Annotated in this window: 11 protein-coding genes; 6 read left to right on the forward strand and 5 right to left on the reverse strand. The window is 63.6% G+C overall.

The annotated features are described in order from the left end of the window. Positions 1 to 1,653 (forward strand): thioester reductase domain-containing protein (locus WAN02_RS32120; RefSeq protein ID WP_422269396.1); only part of this gene is annotated, 1,653 nt, incomplete at its 5' end. 10 nt (positions 1,654 to 1,663) lie between these two features. Here WAN02_RS32120 and WAN02_RS32125 read toward each other — a convergent pair. The 3 genes from WAN02_RS32125 to WAN02_RS32135 all read right to left on the reverse strand — a co-directional run bounded on the left by WAN02_RS32125 (position 1,664) and on the right by WAN02_RS32135 (position 6,267). After that, complete coding sequence (locus WAN02_RS32125) at positions 1,664 to 3,055, reverse strand: aminotransferase class III-fold pyridoxal phosphate-dependent enzyme (protein ID WP_422269397.1); 1,392 nt, start codon at positions 3,053 to 3,055, stop codon at positions 1,664 to 1,666. Between the two features lie 81 nt (positions 3,056 to 3,136). Next, the gene (locus WAN02_RS32130) at positions 3,137 to 4,390 is read right to left on the reverse strand and encodes an amidohydrolase family protein (RefSeq protein WP_422269398.1); all 1,254 of its coding nucleotides are present in this window, start codon (positions 4,388 to 4,390) and stop codon (positions 3,137 to 3,139) included. Positions 4,391 to 4,488: 98 nt separating this feature from the next. Beyond that, on the reverse strand, positions 4,489 to 6,267 hold the full coding sequence (locus tag WAN02_RS32135) for a carbamoyltransferase C-terminal domain-containing protein (protein WP_422269399.1): 1,779 nt from the start codon (positions 6,265 to 6,267) through the stop codon (positions 4,489 to 4,491). Between the two features lie 499 nt (positions 6,268 to 6,766). Here WAN02_RS32135 and WAN02_RS32140 point away from each other — a divergent pair, with 499 nt between their 5' ends. Next, positions 6,767 to 8,035 carry a glycosyltransferase gene (locus WAN02_RS32140; protein ID WP_422269400.1) on the forward strand — a complete coding sequence of 423 codons (1,269 nt, stop codon included), beginning with the start codon at positions 6,767 to 6,769 and terminating at the stop codon, positions 8,033 to 8,035. Between the two features lie 225 nt (positions 8,036 to 8,260). Further along, positions 8,261 to 9,847: a GMC oxidoreductase gene (locus WAN02_RS32145; protein ID WP_422269401.1), complete on the forward strand. Its 1,587-nt coding sequence runs from the start codon at positions 8,261 to 8,263 to the stop codon at positions 9,845 to 9,847. A gap of 54 nt (positions 9,848 to 9,901) precedes the next feature. Here the strand turns inward: WAN02_RS32145 and WAN02_RS32150 are convergent, their stop codons facing one another. Both WAN02_RS32150 and WAN02_RS32155 read right to left on the reverse strand, forming a co-directional pair. After that, positions 9,902 to 11,815 (reverse strand): ABC transporter ATP-binding protein/permease, encoded by a 1,914-nt coding sequence (locus WAN02_RS32150; protein WP_422269402.1) that lies wholly within the window; start codon positions 11,813 to 11,815, stop codon positions 9,902 to 9,904. 172 nt (positions 11,816 to 11,987) lie between these two features. Then, positions 11,988 to 13,916, reverse strand: coding sequence for an ABC transporter ATP-binding protein/permease (locus WAN02_RS32155; RefSeq protein WP_422269403.1), 1,929 nt, complete (start codon positions 13,914 to 13,916; stop codon positions 11,988 to 11,990). 90 nt (positions 13,917 to 14,006) lie between these two features. Between WAN02_RS32155 and WAN02_RS32160 the strand changes: the two genes are divergently transcribed. The 3 genes from WAN02_RS32160 to WAN02_RS32170 all read left to right on the forward strand — a co-directional run. Beyond that, entirely contained in the window at positions 14,007 to 15,653 is a 1,647-nt protein-coding gene (locus WAN02_RS32160) for an acetolactate synthase (RefSeq protein WP_422269404.1), read from the forward strand. A 135-nt stretch (positions 15,654 to 15,788) separates the two neighbouring features. Continuing rightward, a complete protein-coding gene (gene secA2 / locus WAN02_RS32165; protein WP_422269405.1) occupies positions 15,789 to 18,113 on the forward strand; it encodes an accessory Sec system translocase SecA2 in 2,325 nt (774 codons plus the stop codon). An 11-nt stretch (positions 18,114 to 18,124) separates the two neighbouring features. Continuing rightward, the coding region (locus tag WAN02_RS32170; protein WP_422269406.1) for a CDP-alcohol phosphatidyltransferase family protein at positions 18,125 to 18,685 on the forward strand (561 nt) is incomplete at its 3' end.

Below are 18,685 nucleotides of genomic sequence, written 5' to 3' on the forward strand. Positions count from 1 at the left end.
CCACCCGACTACCACGACCACGACCACTACCACCCCCCAACCACCCCCACCGAAGAAATCCTGTGCGACATCTACGCCCAAATCCTCGGACTAGAACGCGTCAGCATCGACGACTCCTTCTTCGACCTCGGCGGAGACTCGCTTACCGCGATGCGGATCATCGCCACGATCAACATCACCCTGGATGCCCACCTTTCGGTGCGCGCCCTATACGATGCGCCGTCCGTACGAGGGTTAAGCCGGCAGTTGAGCCCGACCACCGAGCCGCAAGACGACGCCGACGACATGGAGGCGCAGCGAAAGGCCGGGGCCGACCGACCCGGCTTTGCGTCGGTGCACGGCCGCGACAGCACCGAGGTGCATGCCAGCGATCTCACACTGGACAAGTTCATCGACGCCGCGACCCTGACCACCGCGCCGACGCTGCCGCGACCCGCTGGTGACGTGCGGACCGTGTTGCTGACCGGCGCGACGGGCTTCCTCGGGCGTTACTTGGTGCTGGAATGGCTGCAGCGGCTAGCCCGGATCGACGGGAAGCTGATCTGCTTGGTACGGGCCGAGTCTCATGAGCGGGCAACGCGACGCCTACACGGCACCTTCGACAGCGGCGACCCGCGGCTGCTGCGAGAGTTCGAGAAACTGGCCGCTGGACATCTCGAGGTCATCGTAGGCGATAAGAGCGAGACCAATCTTGGCCTGGAACAACATATCTGGCAGCGACTGGCCCAGACCGTCGACCTCATCGTCGATTCCGCGGCCGTGGTCAACCACGTGCTGCCCTACAGCCGTCTCTTCGGGCCCAATGTGACGGGCACCGCCGAGCTGATTCGCATCGCCCTCACCTCGAAGATCAAGTCGTACGTTTACATCTCGACCGGCAGCGTGGGTGGGCAAATCGAGCCATCGGCGTTCACCGAGGACGCTGACATTCGAGTCATCAGCCCCACCCGCAGGATCGACAGCGGCTACCCCAACAGCAAGTGGGCCGGCGAGGTGCTGCTGCGCGAGGCCAACGACCTGGCCGCCTTGCCGGTCGCGGTATTTCGGTGCGACATGCTCCTGGCCGACACCAGCTATGCGGGCCAGCTCAACGTGGCCGACAACTTCACCCGAATGATGCTTTCCCTGCTGGCCACCGGCATCGCGCCCGCCTCGTTCTATCGGCTGGACGCCGATGGCAACCGGCAGCGCGCCCACTTCGACGGGCTACCAGTCGAATTCGTCGCCGAGGCGATCGCCGCGCTCGGCGCCGAGGTAGTCGACGGGTTCGAGACCTATCACGTGATGAACCCGCACGACGACGGTATCGGCCTGGATGAGTACGTCGATTGGCTGATCGAGGCAGGTTACCCGATCCAGCGCATCGGTGACTTCGGGGATTGGATGCGGGAATTGGAAGCCGGCCTCACCGCCTTACCAGATCGCCAGCGTCAGCACTCGGTGCTCTGGAGGTTGCCGCTACACAATTCACACGCCCACGGCTTGCAACCCGAAGAGCCGATTCGCGGATCCCTTGGGCCGACGGATCGGTTCCGTGCCGCGATACAAAAAGCGAAAATCGGTCCCGACAAGAACAATCCGGACATTCCGCACGTCTCGCCGCCGATCATCATCAAATACGTCAGTGACTTGAAACTGCTCGGACTGCTCTAGACAGCCGATCTCAGAAGAATCCGTCTTTCCTCAAGGCCGCGAGTGACTGGGTGACCGCCTCACATACCACGTTCATGACGTCCCCGGTGTGCGCGTACGTGAAGAACGGATAGAGGAACTCGGGTAGGTGGACTCCCGCCGCACGCAGGTAGTAGGTCCACATGTATTCGGCGACAACGTTTCGGTCCGGATGACCGAACGGCACGACGTCGTCGGTAGACATCACCCCGAACGACGGTTTCACGAGCGACTCGTACCGCCGAATGACGATCGGGTAATCCTCCTCGTCGCGCAATAGCTCGAGGTGAGCGGCGAAGCGGTCGGCGGCCCCGAAGGTCGTTTGGTACACCTCGTCTTGATGATCACGAAGGTATTCGAGCTGCGCAAGGCCGGCCGCGCACGCGACGATGTTCCCGCAGAAGGTTCCGAGAACATGCGTGCGGGTCTGGATGTCGCGGACGTACTGACCGGTCGTGACACCCATCTTGATGACGTCTGACCGGCCCAGCGTCGCTCCGATGGGCAGTCCGCCACCGATGATCTTCCCGAACGTCGCGAGGTCCGGGGTGATGGCCGCCGCCTCGACCGCGCCGCCGAAGCGAAACCGGAACCCGGAGAGCATTTCGTCGAACACCAACACGATGCCGTGCTCCGCGGTCACCTCCCGCAGTCCGACGAGGAAATCCCGATCCAATCGCGGCCAGCTTGATCGGATCGGCTCAAGAATGACGCCTGCGAGGTCCTCTGCGCGCGCATGGATTACGTCGAACGCGCTCTCGTTGTAGGGAAGCACGATCGTCGATGACGCGACCGAGGGCGCGACGCCGGGCATGCCTGGCCGGGTCGAGCCATCGGGCAACCTGGCTACGAAAACGTCGTTGTGATGTCCGTGGTAGCAATGCTCGAATGTCGCGACGAGCGGTCGTCCGGTGAACGCGCGCGCCAACTTGAGCGCATGCATGGTTGCCTCGGTCCCGGAGTTGCTGAGAAACCCACCCTCCGCCCACCCCACACTGTCGAGCAGCAGACTCAGCAGCGCAGTCTCGGCCTCGTGCCCGGCCGCGACCGTCAAGCCGTTACCGAGCATCGATCGGACAGCGTCGGTCACGACGTCGGCAGAGTGGCCAAGGAAGTTGACCCCTCTGCCGCTGTCGAGGTCGACGAATTCGTTGCCGTCCAGGTCGGCGATAAGCGGGCCGCGGGCCCATCCGGCGATCATCGGCATAATTCGGGGCATCCCGTCGACGAAATTGCTGTAGACGCCCTTTTCCGCCCGCCGCACCCCCGCGGCGATGGTCTTCGGTTGCCGCCCGGCCAAGTCTTTGATGCAGTCGAGCTCGCGAACTCGTGCGAGGAACTCGGTTGTATTCTCCAAGAACATCTCGGTTGTGAGCTCGGTCATGCGATCCATCTCATTTGCCTGGATCCGTTGCGCTTCAGCTGGTTTCGGCAGCCTACGCCGTTTTGATCCAACCGAGTGCCGTCATTCGCGTCCATCGGTCACGTTCGCGCCGACTGGCTTGACGTGGGTCACAAGGTCGACGTCGGTCGCCTGCGCCCGGAGATACCCGGCCCGCGCATGCTCTTTGGGGATGTGCTTGAACGGGTCGAAAGAGTATGCGGCCATGGCGTTTTCGTGGGTGATCTTGTTGATGACGGCGTCGTCGAGGTGACCCAACGTCTCCATGACGATCTCTGGCGCAAAGGGCCAACTGCCGTCCGAATGCGGAAAGTCGGATTCCCAGCAAAGCATGTCTTCGTTGAACCACTGCATGTTTTGCACACCCACCTTGTCCCTGATGAAGCATGCGTAGATGTGCCGTCTGAACACGTCGCCCGGGCCGTCGTAGCCCTTCGGTAACTTGTCGTGGGTCCAGCCTGCGTGACGATTCCGCACGTCTTCGGCGCGCCAGAGGAAGTAGGGCATCCAGCCGAGGTCACCCTCCGTCAGCGAGAACTTGAGTTCGGGAAAGTCCTTGTAGAACTCGGCCCAGATGAGTTCGAGGAACGCGTACATGCTCATCAGCTGCGTGCCCGTCATGTTCACGCTCAACGGCGCACCCGTGGAGAACGTCGGTTCGCGTCCCGAGGAGCCGACATGCATGCACAGCACGGTCTTGTGTTCGCAGGCAGCCTCGAACAGCGGATACCAGTACTTCTGGTGAATGCTCGGCAGGTTCAGCGCTTCGGGGTTCTCGGAGAACGCCACCGCGTGACAACCCTTGTCAGCCAAGCGTTTTACTTCCTTGGCCGCCTCTTGGACGTCGAAAAGCGGCAGCAGGCCGCACGGGATGAATCTTCCGGGGTAGGCGCCGCACCATTCATCGACGTGCCAGTCGTTGTAGGCCTTGATCATGACCAGGTTCACGTCGGGGTCGGGGCCCTGGCTGAGCAGCTCGCCGGCGAAGCCCGGCCAATTCGGCAAGTTCAGTCCGGCCAGATGACCGCCCGCATTCATGTCGCGCACTCGTTCGTCGACGTTGTAGCAGCCCGGTCGGATATCGTCGTAGCTCAACACGTCGGCGGCGAACATCTCCTGCGGCTTGCCCGCGGCGGCGTTCAGGCCCATCGGCCATGAGCGGAGCTCGCCGTAATACCAGTGCCGCGTGCCGTCCGGCTCGAAGCCGATGCGCGGGGCATACTGCTTGAAGGCGGCAGGCACATGAGCGTCGAACATGTTGGGCGGCTCGGTGATGTGGTCATCGACGCTGACCAGGATCAGATCATCTTTGTTCACGTGCACTCCTTGGACGATCAGTTGATAACCGACTATAGATAATGACGCCGATCGCGATGTGGCGATTTGCTGGCGTTCACCGCCCGACTACCAATCGGTCAGCGGAGCCCACGCTCGGCGGCCTTGCGTTTCCACGTGTCCTTCCACTCCGGCTCGGTGGCGCCGATCTGCCGGCCGTACGGAAGCTCATCAGGCGGGGCGCCCCACGTGTCCGGCCCCGTGTTCGCCGACGAGTACAAGTCGCCATCCGACCAGATATACGAACTGCGCCCCCATTCCATCGCCGACCCCACGTCGGGGAAGAACCCGCGCCCGTTGTGGTTAGCGCTGGTGTTGCACAACACGGGAATCCCCGACCGCGCAGCGAAGGCACGGACAATCGCCGTCGCCAGCGGTGCGGTGCGGTCGTTGACTGTTTGCAGCCGAGCAGTGCCGTCGACATGCCTGACTGCCGGTATCCGGTCCACCCATTCGGGCCGGATGTGGTGGTCGAAGAGCATGTACGGGTCGGCGCCGCCGGGGTCGAAGATGTCTGATGCGTTCTCCTCCAAGCACATTGGTGCAACCGGCCGATACGACTCGCGACCCTTCATCTGGTTCAGGATGCCTTTCATGCGCTCCTGCCGCGGTGAGGCGAGAATGCTGCGGTGTCCCAACGCCCGCGGTCCCAGCTCGGCGCGGTCGGACAGCACGATCACCGGTTCCTCCGTCGTCGCCAGTAGGGCACCGAGCTGGTCAACCGAACACTTCTCGGCATGCCACCCGGGCCTCAGCTGGGTAGCTGTCAGTGGGGGTCCGCAGTAGACGCTCCACTCCAGCGGCCCGAATGCGCCGCGGTGCATCAGCGATGCGCACGCGGTGCCAATCGAGGCGCCGCTGTCATTCGGAAACGGGGGCACCCAGACGGTGTCGAAGAGTCCGCTGTCGCGAATCGCACTATTCCACTTGATGTTCAGGGCGCTGCCACCGGCGAAGCACAACGTCCTTACCCGACCGTTGAGGGGCTTGACGGCATCGGCCAGCCGCTCGACCAGCAGCCGGGCGAGGGCTTCATGGAAGCTGGCCAGTACCGATGCGTCGTCAACGTCGATTCGGCGAATTGCCGGCTCAATCTCCTGGAAGAAGAGGTCGGTGCCGAAAACGTCCCAGCGGCCGTCCAGCGCGGCCAGTCCCCGGCGAATCTCGCGGACCAGGGGTTCACTGACGGTGCCTAATCCCGCATACGCCATGACCTTTCCACAATTGGACATCTGAAAGTGCCACTTTTGCACCTCGTCCCACTGCGGGTCGGGAAGGAACGGGGGCACATTGCGACTGAAAAACTCGTAGACGCCGCCGAGTATGCCGAACAGCCAGCCACGGTACTGCACCGTGCGTTGCACCGGATCCACGAGGTACACGACGGGAAACGAATTGGCGTCCCAGACCAGGACAAGGGCGGGCAGGCGCTCAGCCGCCGCCGGACTGGTCAAATAGGCGCTGGCGAGGTGTGACTCGGCGTGACGATAGCTCTCATAGCTCCGCGGCTTGCCTGCGAGTGCCAGCAACGAACCGGGTTGATAACAGTGCAGGACGGGAGTGCAGTCGTCGGACTGCCGGAAGGGCGCGGTACGGATCCGTTCGCGACGGTCCGCGGTCCACACTTCAATACCCCCGATCCAGCCGTCCACCACGAACCGATCGACTTCGTCAACCCGATGCCCGAGTTGGTCGAAAAGATGCTCGATCAGACCGGCGTCAAACAAGGCATCGTGGCGCCAGCGGTTGTCGTGTTTCTCCACTTCGGTGGCCGCGACAAGCCGCGCGCCTGACCGGGTCGACTCCACCAAGGCCAAGCCGCCGTCGTGCTCTAACTTCATTCCGCAGATCAGTGCCATGCCGGACCGTCCGGCGCCAAAGACGTTGCCCGCCAGATGATCATAGGTGTGCCGTCCTCAATCGCAGGGGGCCCCAAGTTTTCCGCCGACGTGCACCCTCAGCCAGACGGCACCCGTAAGAGCCTTGGTAGGTCCTCTGACGATACCGTGGCGATACGCGGCAGGCCCCGACATTCGTCGTTAAATCCGGATCACGGCGGGCATCGGCGATAACGGTAGTTTTTCGAAATACGACCACGCTAACCCGTGCTGGCGCACACGGTTCGAGCGTGCCGTTTCATTGTCGCTCAATATGCGAGGGCTGTGAGCTAGACGACGGGAAGTTTTCGGCGTTGATGAGCCGGTCTCGCGAATCGTCCTCGGCACTGATTGATTTGGGGCAGGGGGCTGCCGTGGCTACGTCCCACGGGCTGTACGCGAAGATTATGCTGCCGGCGGATGGCAGGCTGCCGGTTTTATTTCGCAGAACATGCCGATAAATGGAAGGCTTGGATATGCAATGAGGTTTGTGCTGGCGATGTGGGGAACTCGCGGCGATGTCGAGCCCTGCTCGGCCATCGGGCGCGAGCTGCTGCGCAGAGGGCACGACGTGTGCATGGCCGTCCCGCCGGACGTTGTCGGCTTCGTCGAGTCGGCTGGGCTTGCGGCGGTCGCCTACGGGGCGGAACCGCAGCGCTGGCTCGACGCCCACCGCAACTTTTTCCCTAATCTCCTCCGCAACTTCTGGAGGATCCTCGATCTGCGCAGGTTATGGCGCGATGCCGCGGAGTCGGGTGTTTCGTGCTGGGGCGAAATGAGCACGACGCTGGTGTCGCTGGCGGACGGGGCCGACCTGATCCTCACCGGCATGGCGTATCAGGAAGTCGCCGCCAACGTCGCGGAGTACTACGACATCCCTTTGTCAATACTGCATTTCGCCCCGGTGCAGGCCAACGGTCAGTTGCGGCCCTACTTGCCGGCGTGGTTCGTCAGCTTTGTGATGACCGTGGCCGAATGGCTGATGTGGCCCACGCGGAAGAACATCGAAGAAGCACAGCGTCGCGACCTAGGCTTGCCGAAGGAGACCAGGCCCGCATTTCGACGGATCATCGAACACGGACACCTGGAAATCCAGGCCTACGACGAGATGTGCTTTCCGGGGCTGGCAGCCGAATGGGCGAGATGGAATGGCAGACGGCCCTTCGTCGGAGCGCTCACGCTGGAATTGCCGACGGATGACGATGAAGAGGTCGCATCGTGGATTGCCGCGGGAACACCGCCCATCTACTTCGGGTTCGGCAGCGTAGCGATCGAATCGCCCGCTGACACGCTCGCCATGATCGGTGCCGCCTGCGCGCAGTTGGGCGAACGAGCGTTGGTATGCGCCGGCGGGACTGACTTCAGCGACCTCCCTCGATTCGGGCATGTCAAGGTGGTGGGCACAGTGAACCACGTGGCCATCTTTCCGTCCTGCCGCGCGGTCGTCCATCATGGTGGCGCGGGTACCACGGCCGCGGGCCTGCGCGCCGGGGTGCAGACGGTGATCTTGTGGCGGGGCTTCGATCAGCCGCACTGGGGCGCTGTGGTCAAACGGCTGAAAGTAGGTACTGCCCGGCGCTTTTCGTGTACAACGCAGGCGTCATTGGTCGCTGACCTGCGTACCGTCCTCACCCCGCAATACGCCGCCCGAGCCCGCGAGATCGCCACCCGGATGACCAAACCCACCGCCAGCGTCGCGGCCGCCACCGATCTTGTGGAAAATCTCGCTGGCGTCCGGCGTGCTGGCTGATCGGCGAGGGTGGGCGCAGCCAAGACTTTACTGCGGTCGAGCTCACGTGCCGCGCCACAGCCTCGGTTGTACTCACCCCCAAACTGGCGTGCACCAAGTTCACCTGCGCTAAGCTCAAAAGCCTTGCCGCCCGAGTCCGCGAGATAGCCACCCGGATGACCAAACCCACCGCCAGCGTTGCGGCCGCCACCGATCCTGTAAAAGAACTCACCAGGAGACGCACGCATGCTCGGCACTGAATCCAGGTATGACGCCATCGTTGTTGGCTCCGGCGCGTCTGGCTCGTGGGCTGCCAAGGAACTGACGGAAGGCGGCATGAGGGTTGTCCTGCTCGAGGCCGGCCGGAACCCGGACATCGATGATGACTTGCCGATCGACGCGGACACCGGCGGGATGGGGATTGGCGGCCGAGTCAAATCGGCCATCCAGGGTCAGCACGTTCAGATCCGTTGTCCGGCTTTCTCCGAGACCACCAAGAAATTTTTCGTCAACGACAGGGAGAATCCCTACACCACAGCGCCAGGAAAAACATTCGTCTGGATCAGGGGGCGGCAACTGGGCGGTCGCCTTCACTTGTGGCTCGGGCATGCACCGCGCATGTCGAATTCGGAGTTCAAAGCCGCGAGTGTCCGCGGAGACGGCGTCGATTGGCCACTGGCCTACGAAGACTTGGCGCCGTATTACGACATCGTCGAGCGAACGCTAGGCGTCTACGGGAAGCCCGCGGGCATTCCCAACTGTCCCGACGGGCAGTTCATCGGGCCGCTGAAAACGACAAAGATCGAAGACGCGTTCCTGACCAACGTTGAGAGACGGCTGCCGAACGTCCGCGTAACGTCCGCGCGAAAGGTCAAGTACGACGACGACAGAGTTCCGCTTCCGGTCAGGCTCGCCCTCGCAACAGGGCGCCTCGACATTCGGACAGACGCCGTAGTGAGCCGATTGTTGGTCGATGCGCGATCGGGTCGGGCGACCGGCGTTGAATACATTGACCGATTGACGAAGACTACGCAGGCAATTCACGGAAAGGTCGTCGTTCTTTGTGCGTCGGCGATCGAGACCGTACGGATCCTGTTGAACTCAAAATCCGCAACGCATCCGTCCGGGGTCGGCGGTTCGTCAGGCCAGCTCGGCCGTTATCTCTGCGACCACGTTGCGCACATCCGGAGCGGCAAGGTGTCTGAGAAGGATGTCGAGTCCGACGTCGCCGTGGCCGGCGCGGGACTGTACATTCCGAGTTTCTGCGACAACGAGTCGAAAAACTTTCCCGGTGGCTACGGCGTCGAGGTCCAGATAGGCCGCGGCATCCCGGTCTGGGTCATGGGGGCGTATGGCGAGATGCAGCCCCGCTACGAAAACCACGTGTCACTAGACCCAATCGTCAAGGACGCGTGGGGGATTCCCGTCGCCAAAATCGAGTGCAGCCACTCTCAGGACGAGCTCAACATGATTGCCCACATGAGCCGAACGCTGCCGGAAATTGCCGCGGCCGGCGGCCTACAGATCGACGACAACCGCGATGGCCGTCCCAGGGGCACTATCTCCGATCGCCTGCTTCGATCCCTGTTCCTCACGAACTACCGCGCTTTTCGGCCCGGGGGGGCCATTCACGAGACCGGCGGCGCGCGCATGGGCGACACACCGGACAACTCGGTGGTGAACCCATACTGTCAATGTTGGGATGCCGACAATGTGTTCGTTACCGATGGCGCATGCTTTGTGTCCTCGGGATTCCAGAATCCCACGTTGACGATGATGGCCCTCACGGTTCGAGCGTGCCGGTTCATCGTTAATAACTACCGAAGCGCATGAGTGGATTGCGGCGGCATGGCTGGCCAGTGCTAGCCGGTCCCGCACGGTTAACCCCTAGACGTTGACCGGCTCGTGATCCACCGGGCTCAGCTGCCATCGACCCTCACCGAGGAGCTCGAGGCGTTGCTGGTGGTGATGCTCGACGGTGCTGCGGTGACTGACGCTGACCACGACGGTGCCGGGCAATTCGGCGCGCAGCAGTCGATACATCGTCAATTCCAGCCCCTCGTCCATCGCCGATGTGGCCTCGTCGACGAAGACCGCCTTCGGCTTGGTCAGCAGGACGCGACCGAACGCGATGCGCTGCTGCTCGCCCGGTGACAGCACTTTGACCCAATCCCGTTCCTCGTCAAGCAAATCGACCAGATGCGGCAGCATTACTCGTTCCAACACATCGCGAAGAGCAGCGTCGGGAATGTCACCGGATTCCGCTGGATATGACACCACCGATCGCAGATCGCCTAGGGGCACATACGGCAATTGAGAAAGGAACATCGTCTGATTGGGCCCAACGGGGCAGCGCAAGGTTCCCGATCCGTACGGCCACAACTGCGCAAGGCTTCGAAGCAGCGTCGTTTTGCCGCTGCCGGACGGACCGGTGATCACCAGCGCATCGCCCTCGGACAAGTGCAGGTCGAGTGATTCGATCAGCTGATCGCCATCGGGTGTCCGCACCTCCACCCCTTCGATATCGACGGCACCATCGACGCTCGGCATCACCAATAGCTCCGGCAGCTCGCGAGCCTTGTCGTCGGCGACCACCAGGCCGTACAACCGGATGATGGCCGCGCGATAACTCGCGAATTGGTCGTAGGCGTTGCGGAAGAACGACAAGCCGTCAGAGATCTGGTTGAACGACGTCGCGGTCTGCGTGACGCCACCGAACTTGATCTGACCGGCGAACAATCGCGGCGCCTGCAGGACCCAGGGCAAGGGGACGATCAACTGACTCATCGAAATGTTGAACCCGAACCAGCTGACGGTCCGGTTCACATATCGCAGATAGTTGTCGATGATCGGCCGGAATTTCCTGCTCAGCTGCACACGTTCGGCAGCCTCGCCACCGTAGAAGCCGACCGCCTCGGCAGCGTCGCGCACCCGGACCAGCGCGTAGCGGAATGCAGCGTTCGTCAGCTCATTGCGGAAGCTCAGCCTGATCAGCGGTCGCCCGATCCAAAACCCGAAGATCGTCGCTACCAAGACGTAGACGATCAGGATCCAGAACATCGCTCGGGGCATGCTCACACCGAAGAGCGTCAGCGTGCCCGACAGGTTCCACAGAATGGCCGTAAAAGAAAACACCGACAACACCGACTCGACCGCGCCGAACAACAGCACATCCCTGGTGCCGTTGGACGGCACATTCGGGGTACCTCCCGTTCCGGCGGTCAAGACGTCAATGTCTTGTTGAATGCGCTGGTCGGGGTTGTCGATGGTGCCGTCGATGAATCGAGAGCGGTAGTACGCTCGCCCTTCCAGCCAGTCACCGGTGAGTCGATCGGTGAGCCAAATCCGCCACGCCACAATGAAGCGTTGCACCAGGTATATATCGAAGACTCCACGAGCGATATATAGCGCCGCCATGATGGAGAAAACCTTGATCGAGTTCCAAAACCCATGTACGCCAGAGTTTTTCACTGCGTCGTCATGGGTGGCCAAGCCCTGCACGGCGGTCTGAATGCCCGAGTTCAAATCGTTGGCCTGGTAGCTGAACAGCACAGTCAGACGTACGCCGATCACGACCGACAGCAACAGCACCCCGAGTGTGAGCCACACGGTGGCGCTGTGCCCACCGGTGAAATAGCCCCCCGTGATCCGCCAGAATTGCCGGCCCCACGGGGTGAGGGACCGCAACAGCACGAGCACGGCAAGCAGGGTCACCGCGCTGATCACCCACGCGATGGCGATCCAGGACAGTGAACCAACGAGGGCGTGCCCCCAGTCGATGGACGACTTGAACAACTCCACGGTTCGCGCGCTCCTTCGGATTGCGACCTGCATAGCCAGGCGTGCGTCGAACGCCTGGTTGAAAAGACTTTCCCGCGAAGCTACCCGGCCAGGGCGGCGGCGTGCTGTGTGGGCTGGTGTGCCGAGATCATCCCATCGAGATCGCCGGCCACGCCCACCGTTCGTAAGCAGGTCACACGCTGGCCGGCTCCCGCTCGATACGGCGCAGTTCCCATTTGCCTTCGCCGAGCAACTCGAGCAAGTGGTCGTGGTGCTGTTCAACAGTGGGCCGATGACTGACGCTCACCACGACACAGTCTGGCAGTTCGGTGCGCAGCAGCTGGTACAGCGCGAATTCCAAGCCCTCGTCGAGCGCCGAAGTAGCCTCATCGAGGAACACCGCCTGCGGTCTGGTGAGCAGGACGCGGGCAAAGGCGATCCGCTGCTGCTCGCCGGGAGAGAGCACCTTGGCCCAATCGCGCTCCTCATCGAGCCGGGCCGCCAGCGGGGCGAGCGCGACCTTGGTCAACGCCTCTCGCGCCGCAGCGTCGGAGACATCGTCTGCTGAATTCGGATAGCAGACCACGCCGCGCAGATCGCCGAGCGGAACGTATGGCAACTGCGACAAGAACATCGTGGCGTGCTCGCCCGCGGGCCGGCGCAGGGTTCCGGATGCGTATGGCCATAGCTGCGCCAGACTGCGCAAAAGTGTGGTCTTGCCTGCTCCCGAACGGCCGATGACGACCAGGGCTTCACCGCTGTTGAGCCGGACTCCGAGCGGGTCGATCAATTGCTCGCCACTAGGCGTACGCACCTCGACGGCTGCGATTTCAACGGATCCGCGCTCGCTCGGCTCCACCGCGACCTCGGGCAGTTCCCGAGCGCGCGCGTTCGCGTCAACCAAGCCATGCAGCCGGATGATCGACGCCCGAAATGACGCAAACTGGCTGTAATGATTGCGGAAGAACGACAGCGAGTCCTGGATGGTCCCGAATGCGGCCGCGGTTTGCGCCACGCCGCCTAGACCAATTTTTCCGGCGAACAGCCGCGGCGCCTGAATCAGCCAGGGCAGCGGCACCATCGCCTGGGTGACCAGCCAATTCCACCCGGTATACCCGATGGTGCGGCGCACATAATGCCGGTAGTTGTCGATGATCGGCACAAAGCGCTGCCGCAATCGCGATCGCTCGGCTTCCTCACCGTGGTAGAAACCAACGGCTTCGGCGGCATCGCGCAGGCGCACCAAGGCATAACGAAAGGCCGCGTTCAATTTCTCGTTGGCGAAACTCAGCTTGATCAGGGGATGCCCGATCCAGAACGTGACGCTGCTCGCGATCAGCACAAAGACGAAGACGCTCCAGAACATCGCGCGCGGAATGTCGACATGCAGCAGCGGGACGGTCAGCGTGCCCGAGAGGTTCCACAAGATCGCGGCGAACGAGACGACCGAGACCACCGCATGCACGGCGCCGAACAGCAGGGTTTGGTTGGTGCCGATCGTCGGTACATCTGTGGTGGCGCCGGCACCCGTCGTGAAAACGTCGACGTCCTGCTGAATGCGCTGGTCCGGGTTGTCAATCGTTACGTCGATGAACCTGGCCCGGTAGTAGGCGTGCCCGGACAGCCAGTCCGCGGTGAGGTGCTCGGTCAGCCAGACCCGCCACGCGATGATGAAGCGCTGCATCAGGTAGATGTCAACCATGGCCACCACGATGAAAACCGTGGCGAGGAGACAAAAAATTGCCAATGCCGCCCAAAAGCCATGCATGCCAGACTGTTTGACTGTTTCGTTCTGCGCCCCAGATCCGGTGAACGCTGTTTCCAGCGCGTTGTACAAGTCCTTGCTGAAGTAGCTGAACAGGACGTTGACACGCACGGTGGTGACAACCAACAGCAGCAGCACGCTGAGCATCAGCCACACTCTGACCGACCGTGAACCCGAGAAATAGCCACCGGTGACTCGCCAATACTGGCGTGCCCACTGGGTGGTGAACCGGAGCACCACCAAGACGACGACCACACACACGGCACTGATCAGCCATGCTCGGGCAATCCACCACAACGAGTCGGGCACCGCGGAGCCCCAGTCGATGGATGGTTTGAACGGCTCTAGAGCAGTCACGAAGTCTCCTCGCGGTCGGGTTGTTCCGCACGACGCCCCGTCGGAAATAGTCGGGGAAAGCTACCTCAGGATGGTCGATAGGCTGCGCCCATGGGCAACGACGCCGAGAACACCTTGCACGCCGGCCGACTAATCGCCCGGCGGCTCAAAGCCAGCGGGATCGATACCGTCTTCACCTTGTCCGGCGGCCATCTGTTCTCGCTCTACGACGGTTGCCGCAGCGAAGGTATCCGGCTGATCGACACCCGCCACGAGCAGACCGCCGCTTTCGCGGCCGAGGGCTGGTCGAAGGTGACCCGTCAGCCGGGCGTGGCGGCACTGACCGCGGGCCCGGGCGTGACGAACGGGATGAGCGCCATGGCTGCCGCCCAGCAGAACTCGTCGCCGCTGCTGGTTCTCGGCGGCCGGGCGCCCGCGGGCCGGTGGGGCATGGGGTCTTTGCAGGAGATCGACCACGTGCCATTCGTGGCACCGCTGACACGATTCGCCGCCACCGCGCCGTCGGCCGAGGCGGTCAGCGGCCTGGTCGATGACGCGCTGCGGGCCACGGTCGGCGCGCCATCGGGGGTGGCGTTCATTGACTTTCCGATGGACCACGTATTTTCGGTCGCTGCCGACACCGGACTGCCCGGGGCCCTGACCACGTCGCCGGAGTCGCTTCCGCCCGACGGCGATGCGCTCGACCGTGCGGCGGGCCTGCTGGCCGCCGCGCAGCGACCGGTCATCATGGCAGGCACCAACGTCTGGTGGGGTCATGCCGAAGCGGCGCTGCTGCGACTGGCCGAGGAACGACGGATCCCGGTGCTGATGAACGGCATGGCCCGCGGCACCGTGCCCGCCGACCATCCGCTGGCGTTTTCGCGGGCACGCTCAAAAGCGTTGGGGGAAGCCGACGTTGCGGTCGTCATCGGGGTACCGATGGACTTCCGGCTGGGATTCGGTGGGGTATTCGGCCCGGAGACGCAGTTGATCGTTGCCGATCGCGTGCAACCCGACCGCGCACATCCTCGGCCGGTTGCCGCCGAGCTCTACGGCGATTTGTCGTCCACCCTGTCCGTCCTGAGCGACACACCACGGGCCGATACCGCCGGGCACGAGGAATGGATCGCCCAACTGCGGGCGACCGAGACCGCGGCCCGCGAGCGCGAACACGGCGAGCTTGCCGACGACCGCAGCCCGCTGCACCCGATGCGGGTGTATGCCGAACTCACGCCGCTATTGGACCGCGACGCGATCGTCGTCGTCGACGCCGGCGACTTTGGCTCGTACGCCGGCCGGGTGATCGACAGCTATGTCCCGGGTGCGTGGCTCGACAGCGGCCCGTTCGGATGCCTCGGTTCGGGTCCCGGCTATGCGCTGGCCGCCAAACTGGCCCGACCGGACCGTCAGGTCATCTTGCTGCAAGGTGACGGCGCCTTCGGATTCAGCGGCATGGAATGGGACACGCTGGCCAGGCACGACGTTCCCGTGGTCTCGGTGATCGGCAACAACGGCATCTGGGCTCTGGAGCATCACCCGATGACAGCGCTGTACGGCTATTCGGTGGTGGCCAAACTCCGGCCCGGCACCCGCTACGACGAGGTCGTGCGGGCACTCGGTGGACATGGCGAGCTGGTCTCGACGCCCGCGGAGCTGCGGCCGGCGCTGACGCGGGCGCTGGGCAGCGGGCTGCCCGCCGTCGTCAACGTGCTCACCGATCCCGACGTCGCCTATCCACGCCGGTCCAATCTGGCGTGACGCACGCTCGGCCCAACCTGACCACCTCGCCCCCGCAACCGGGTGGGGGTGCCTCCAGCGGCATAGCGGCGAGGGGGCGTGCCCCCACCTCAGGGCGTCCCACCCTGCATCGTCACCGGCCGGTACCGTTGACCTGTGTCAAAGACCACCAGCTCTTCGTCCAGCCGAGTGAGCGGCCGCTTCTGGCGACTGCTCGGCGCCAGCACCGAGAAGAACCAGGGCCGCTCACTGTCCCAGGTCACCGCGTCGGCTGAGTATGACGAAAAAGCCGCCGGGCTCGATGATGAGCAGTTGCGCAAAGCCGCCGGTCTGCTCGACCTCGACGATCTGGCCGAGGCTGACGACGTCCCGCAGTTCCTCGCCATCGCGCGGGAAGCCGCCGAACGGGCCACCGGGCTCAGACCATTCGACGTGCAGCTGCTCGGGGCGCTACGGATGTTGGCCGGCGACGTAGTCGAAATGGCAACCGGCGAGGGCAAGACACTCGCCGGAGCGATCGCCGGGGCCGGCTACGCGTTGGGCGGTCGGCATGTTCACATCGTGACGATCAACGATTATCTGGCTCGCCGCGATGCCGAATGGATGAGTCCGCTGCTGGAGGCGCTGGGGCTCACGGTCGGCTGGGTGACCGGCGAATCGACCGCCGCGGAGCGTCGCGCGGCATACAAGTGCAATGTCACCTACGCGTCGATCAACGAGATCGGCTTCGACGTGCTGCGCGATCAGCTGGTGACCGATGTCGACGACCTGGTGTCGCCCAACCCGGACGTCGCCCTGATCGACGAAGCCGACTCGGTGCTGGTCGACGAGGCGTTGGTCCCGCTAGTGCTGGCCGGAACCAGCCACCGCGAAAAGCCGCGGCTGGAGATCATTCGGTTGGTCGGCGCGTTGCAAGCCGGCGTGCATTACGACACCGACTCCGACAGCCGCAACGTCCACCTGACCGATGCCGGGGCGGCCAGAGTCGAAAAGCAGCTCGGCGGAATCGATTTGTACTCCGAGGAGCATGTCGGCACCACCCTCACCGAGGTCAACGTCGCACTGCACGCGCACGTCCTGCTGCATCGCGACGTGCATTACATCGTGCGCGACGACGCCGTGCACCTGATCAACTCGTCCCGCGGCCGCATCGCCCAGTTGCAACGCTGGCCAGACGGCTTGCAGGCTGCGGTCGAGGCCAAGGAAGGCATCGAGACCACCGAAACCGGTGAGGTGCTCGACACCATCACCGTGCAGGCGCTGATCAACCGGTATCCGACGGTATGCGGCATGACCGGGACCGCTTTGGCAGCAGGAGAACAGCTGCGCCAGTTCTACAAACTCGGTGTCTCCCCGATCGCGCCGAACACGCCCAACGTTCGCGAGGACGAAACCGACCGGGTCTACATCACCGCCGCGGCGAAGACCGACGCGATCATCGCGCACATCATCGAGGTGCACGAGACCGGACAGCCCGTGCTGGTCGGCACCCACGACGTGGCCGAATCCGAAGAACTGCACGAGCGATTGCAGCGTCGCGGCGTCCCCGCAGTGGTGCTCAACGCCAAGAACGACGCCGAGGAGGCCGCGGTCATCGCCGAGGCCGGCAAGCTCGGGGCCGTCACGGTGTCGACGCAGATGGCCGGCCGCGGGATCGACATCCGGCTCGGCGGCTCCGACGAGGCCGATCACGACAAGGTTGTCGAGCTCGGCGGTCTGCACGTCGTCGGCACCGGCCGGCACCACACCGAGCGACTGGACAACCAGCTGCGCGGCCGCGCCGGCCGTCAGGGCGATCCCGGATCGTCGGTCTTCTTCTCCAGCTGGGAAGACGACGTGGCGGCGGCCAACCTCGAGCCCAACAAGCTGCCGATGCAGACCGACGAGGACGGCCGCATCGTCAGCAACAAGGTGGCCGGACTGCTCGATCACGCCCAGCGGGTCGCCGAAGGCCGCCTGCTCGATGTGCACGCCAACACCTGGCGCTACAACCAGTTGACCGCCCAGCAGCGAGCGATCATCGTCGAGCGGCGTAACAAGTTGCTCAGCACCACTGCCGCTCGCGAAGAGCTCGCCGAGCTGGCGCCCGAACGTTACGACGAGCTGTCACAAGACCTTTCCGAAGACCAGCTCGAGAAAATCTGTCGGCTGATCATGCTGTATCACCTCGACCGCGGGTGGGCCGACCATCTCGCTTACCTGGCCGACATCCGGGAAAGCATCCACCTGCGAGCGCTGGGGCGGCAGAACCCGCTCGACGAATTTCACCGGATGGCCGTCGACGCGTTCGCGTCACTGGCCGCCGACGCGATCGAAGCGGCCCAGCAGACCTTCGAGACCTCGCCGTCGATCGAGGACGAGCCGGGGGTGGATCTGTCCAAGTTGGCCCGTCCGACGTCGACGTGGACTTACATGGTGCACGACAACCCGCTGTCCGACGACTCGCTTTCCGCGCTGAGCCTGCCGGGCATCTTCAGATAAGGTCACCGCACATGAACCGGCCCGCCCACGACCGGCTCCTGACGGTGCCCAATGTGCTCAGCGGACTCCGTCTGGCATTGATTCCGGTCTTCCTTTATCTGCTGCTGGTCGCCCATGCCGACGGCTGGGCGGTGGCCATCCTGATGTTCAGCGGCGCCTCCGACTGGGCCGACGGCAAGATCGCCCGGGTGATGAATCAGTCGTCAAGGCTGGGGGAGTATCTGGACCCCTTCGTCGACCGGCTGTACATGGTGACGACGCCGATCGCGTTCGGGCTGCGCCACATCGTGCCGTGGTGGATCATCGCCATCCTGCTGGTACGCGATCTGCTGCTGGCCGCCGAGCTGCCGCTGCTGCGCACCCGCGGCATCACCGCACTGCCGGTGATCTATGTCGGCAAGGCAGCGACGTTCGCGTTGATGTCGGCCTTCCCGCTGATTCTGCTGGGTCAGTGGGACGCGCAGTGGAGTCGTATCGTATTGGCTTGCGGCTGGGCGTTTTTGATCTGGGGCACGTACATGTACCTGTGGTCGTTCTTCGTGTACGCGTGGCAGGTTGTCGCGGTGCTGCAC

Origin of the sequence: Mycobacterium sp. (genome assembly GCF_049281135.1) — a bacterium.
GTDB lineage: Bacteria > Actinomycetota > Actinomycetes > Mycobacteriales > Mycobacteriaceae > Mycobacterium.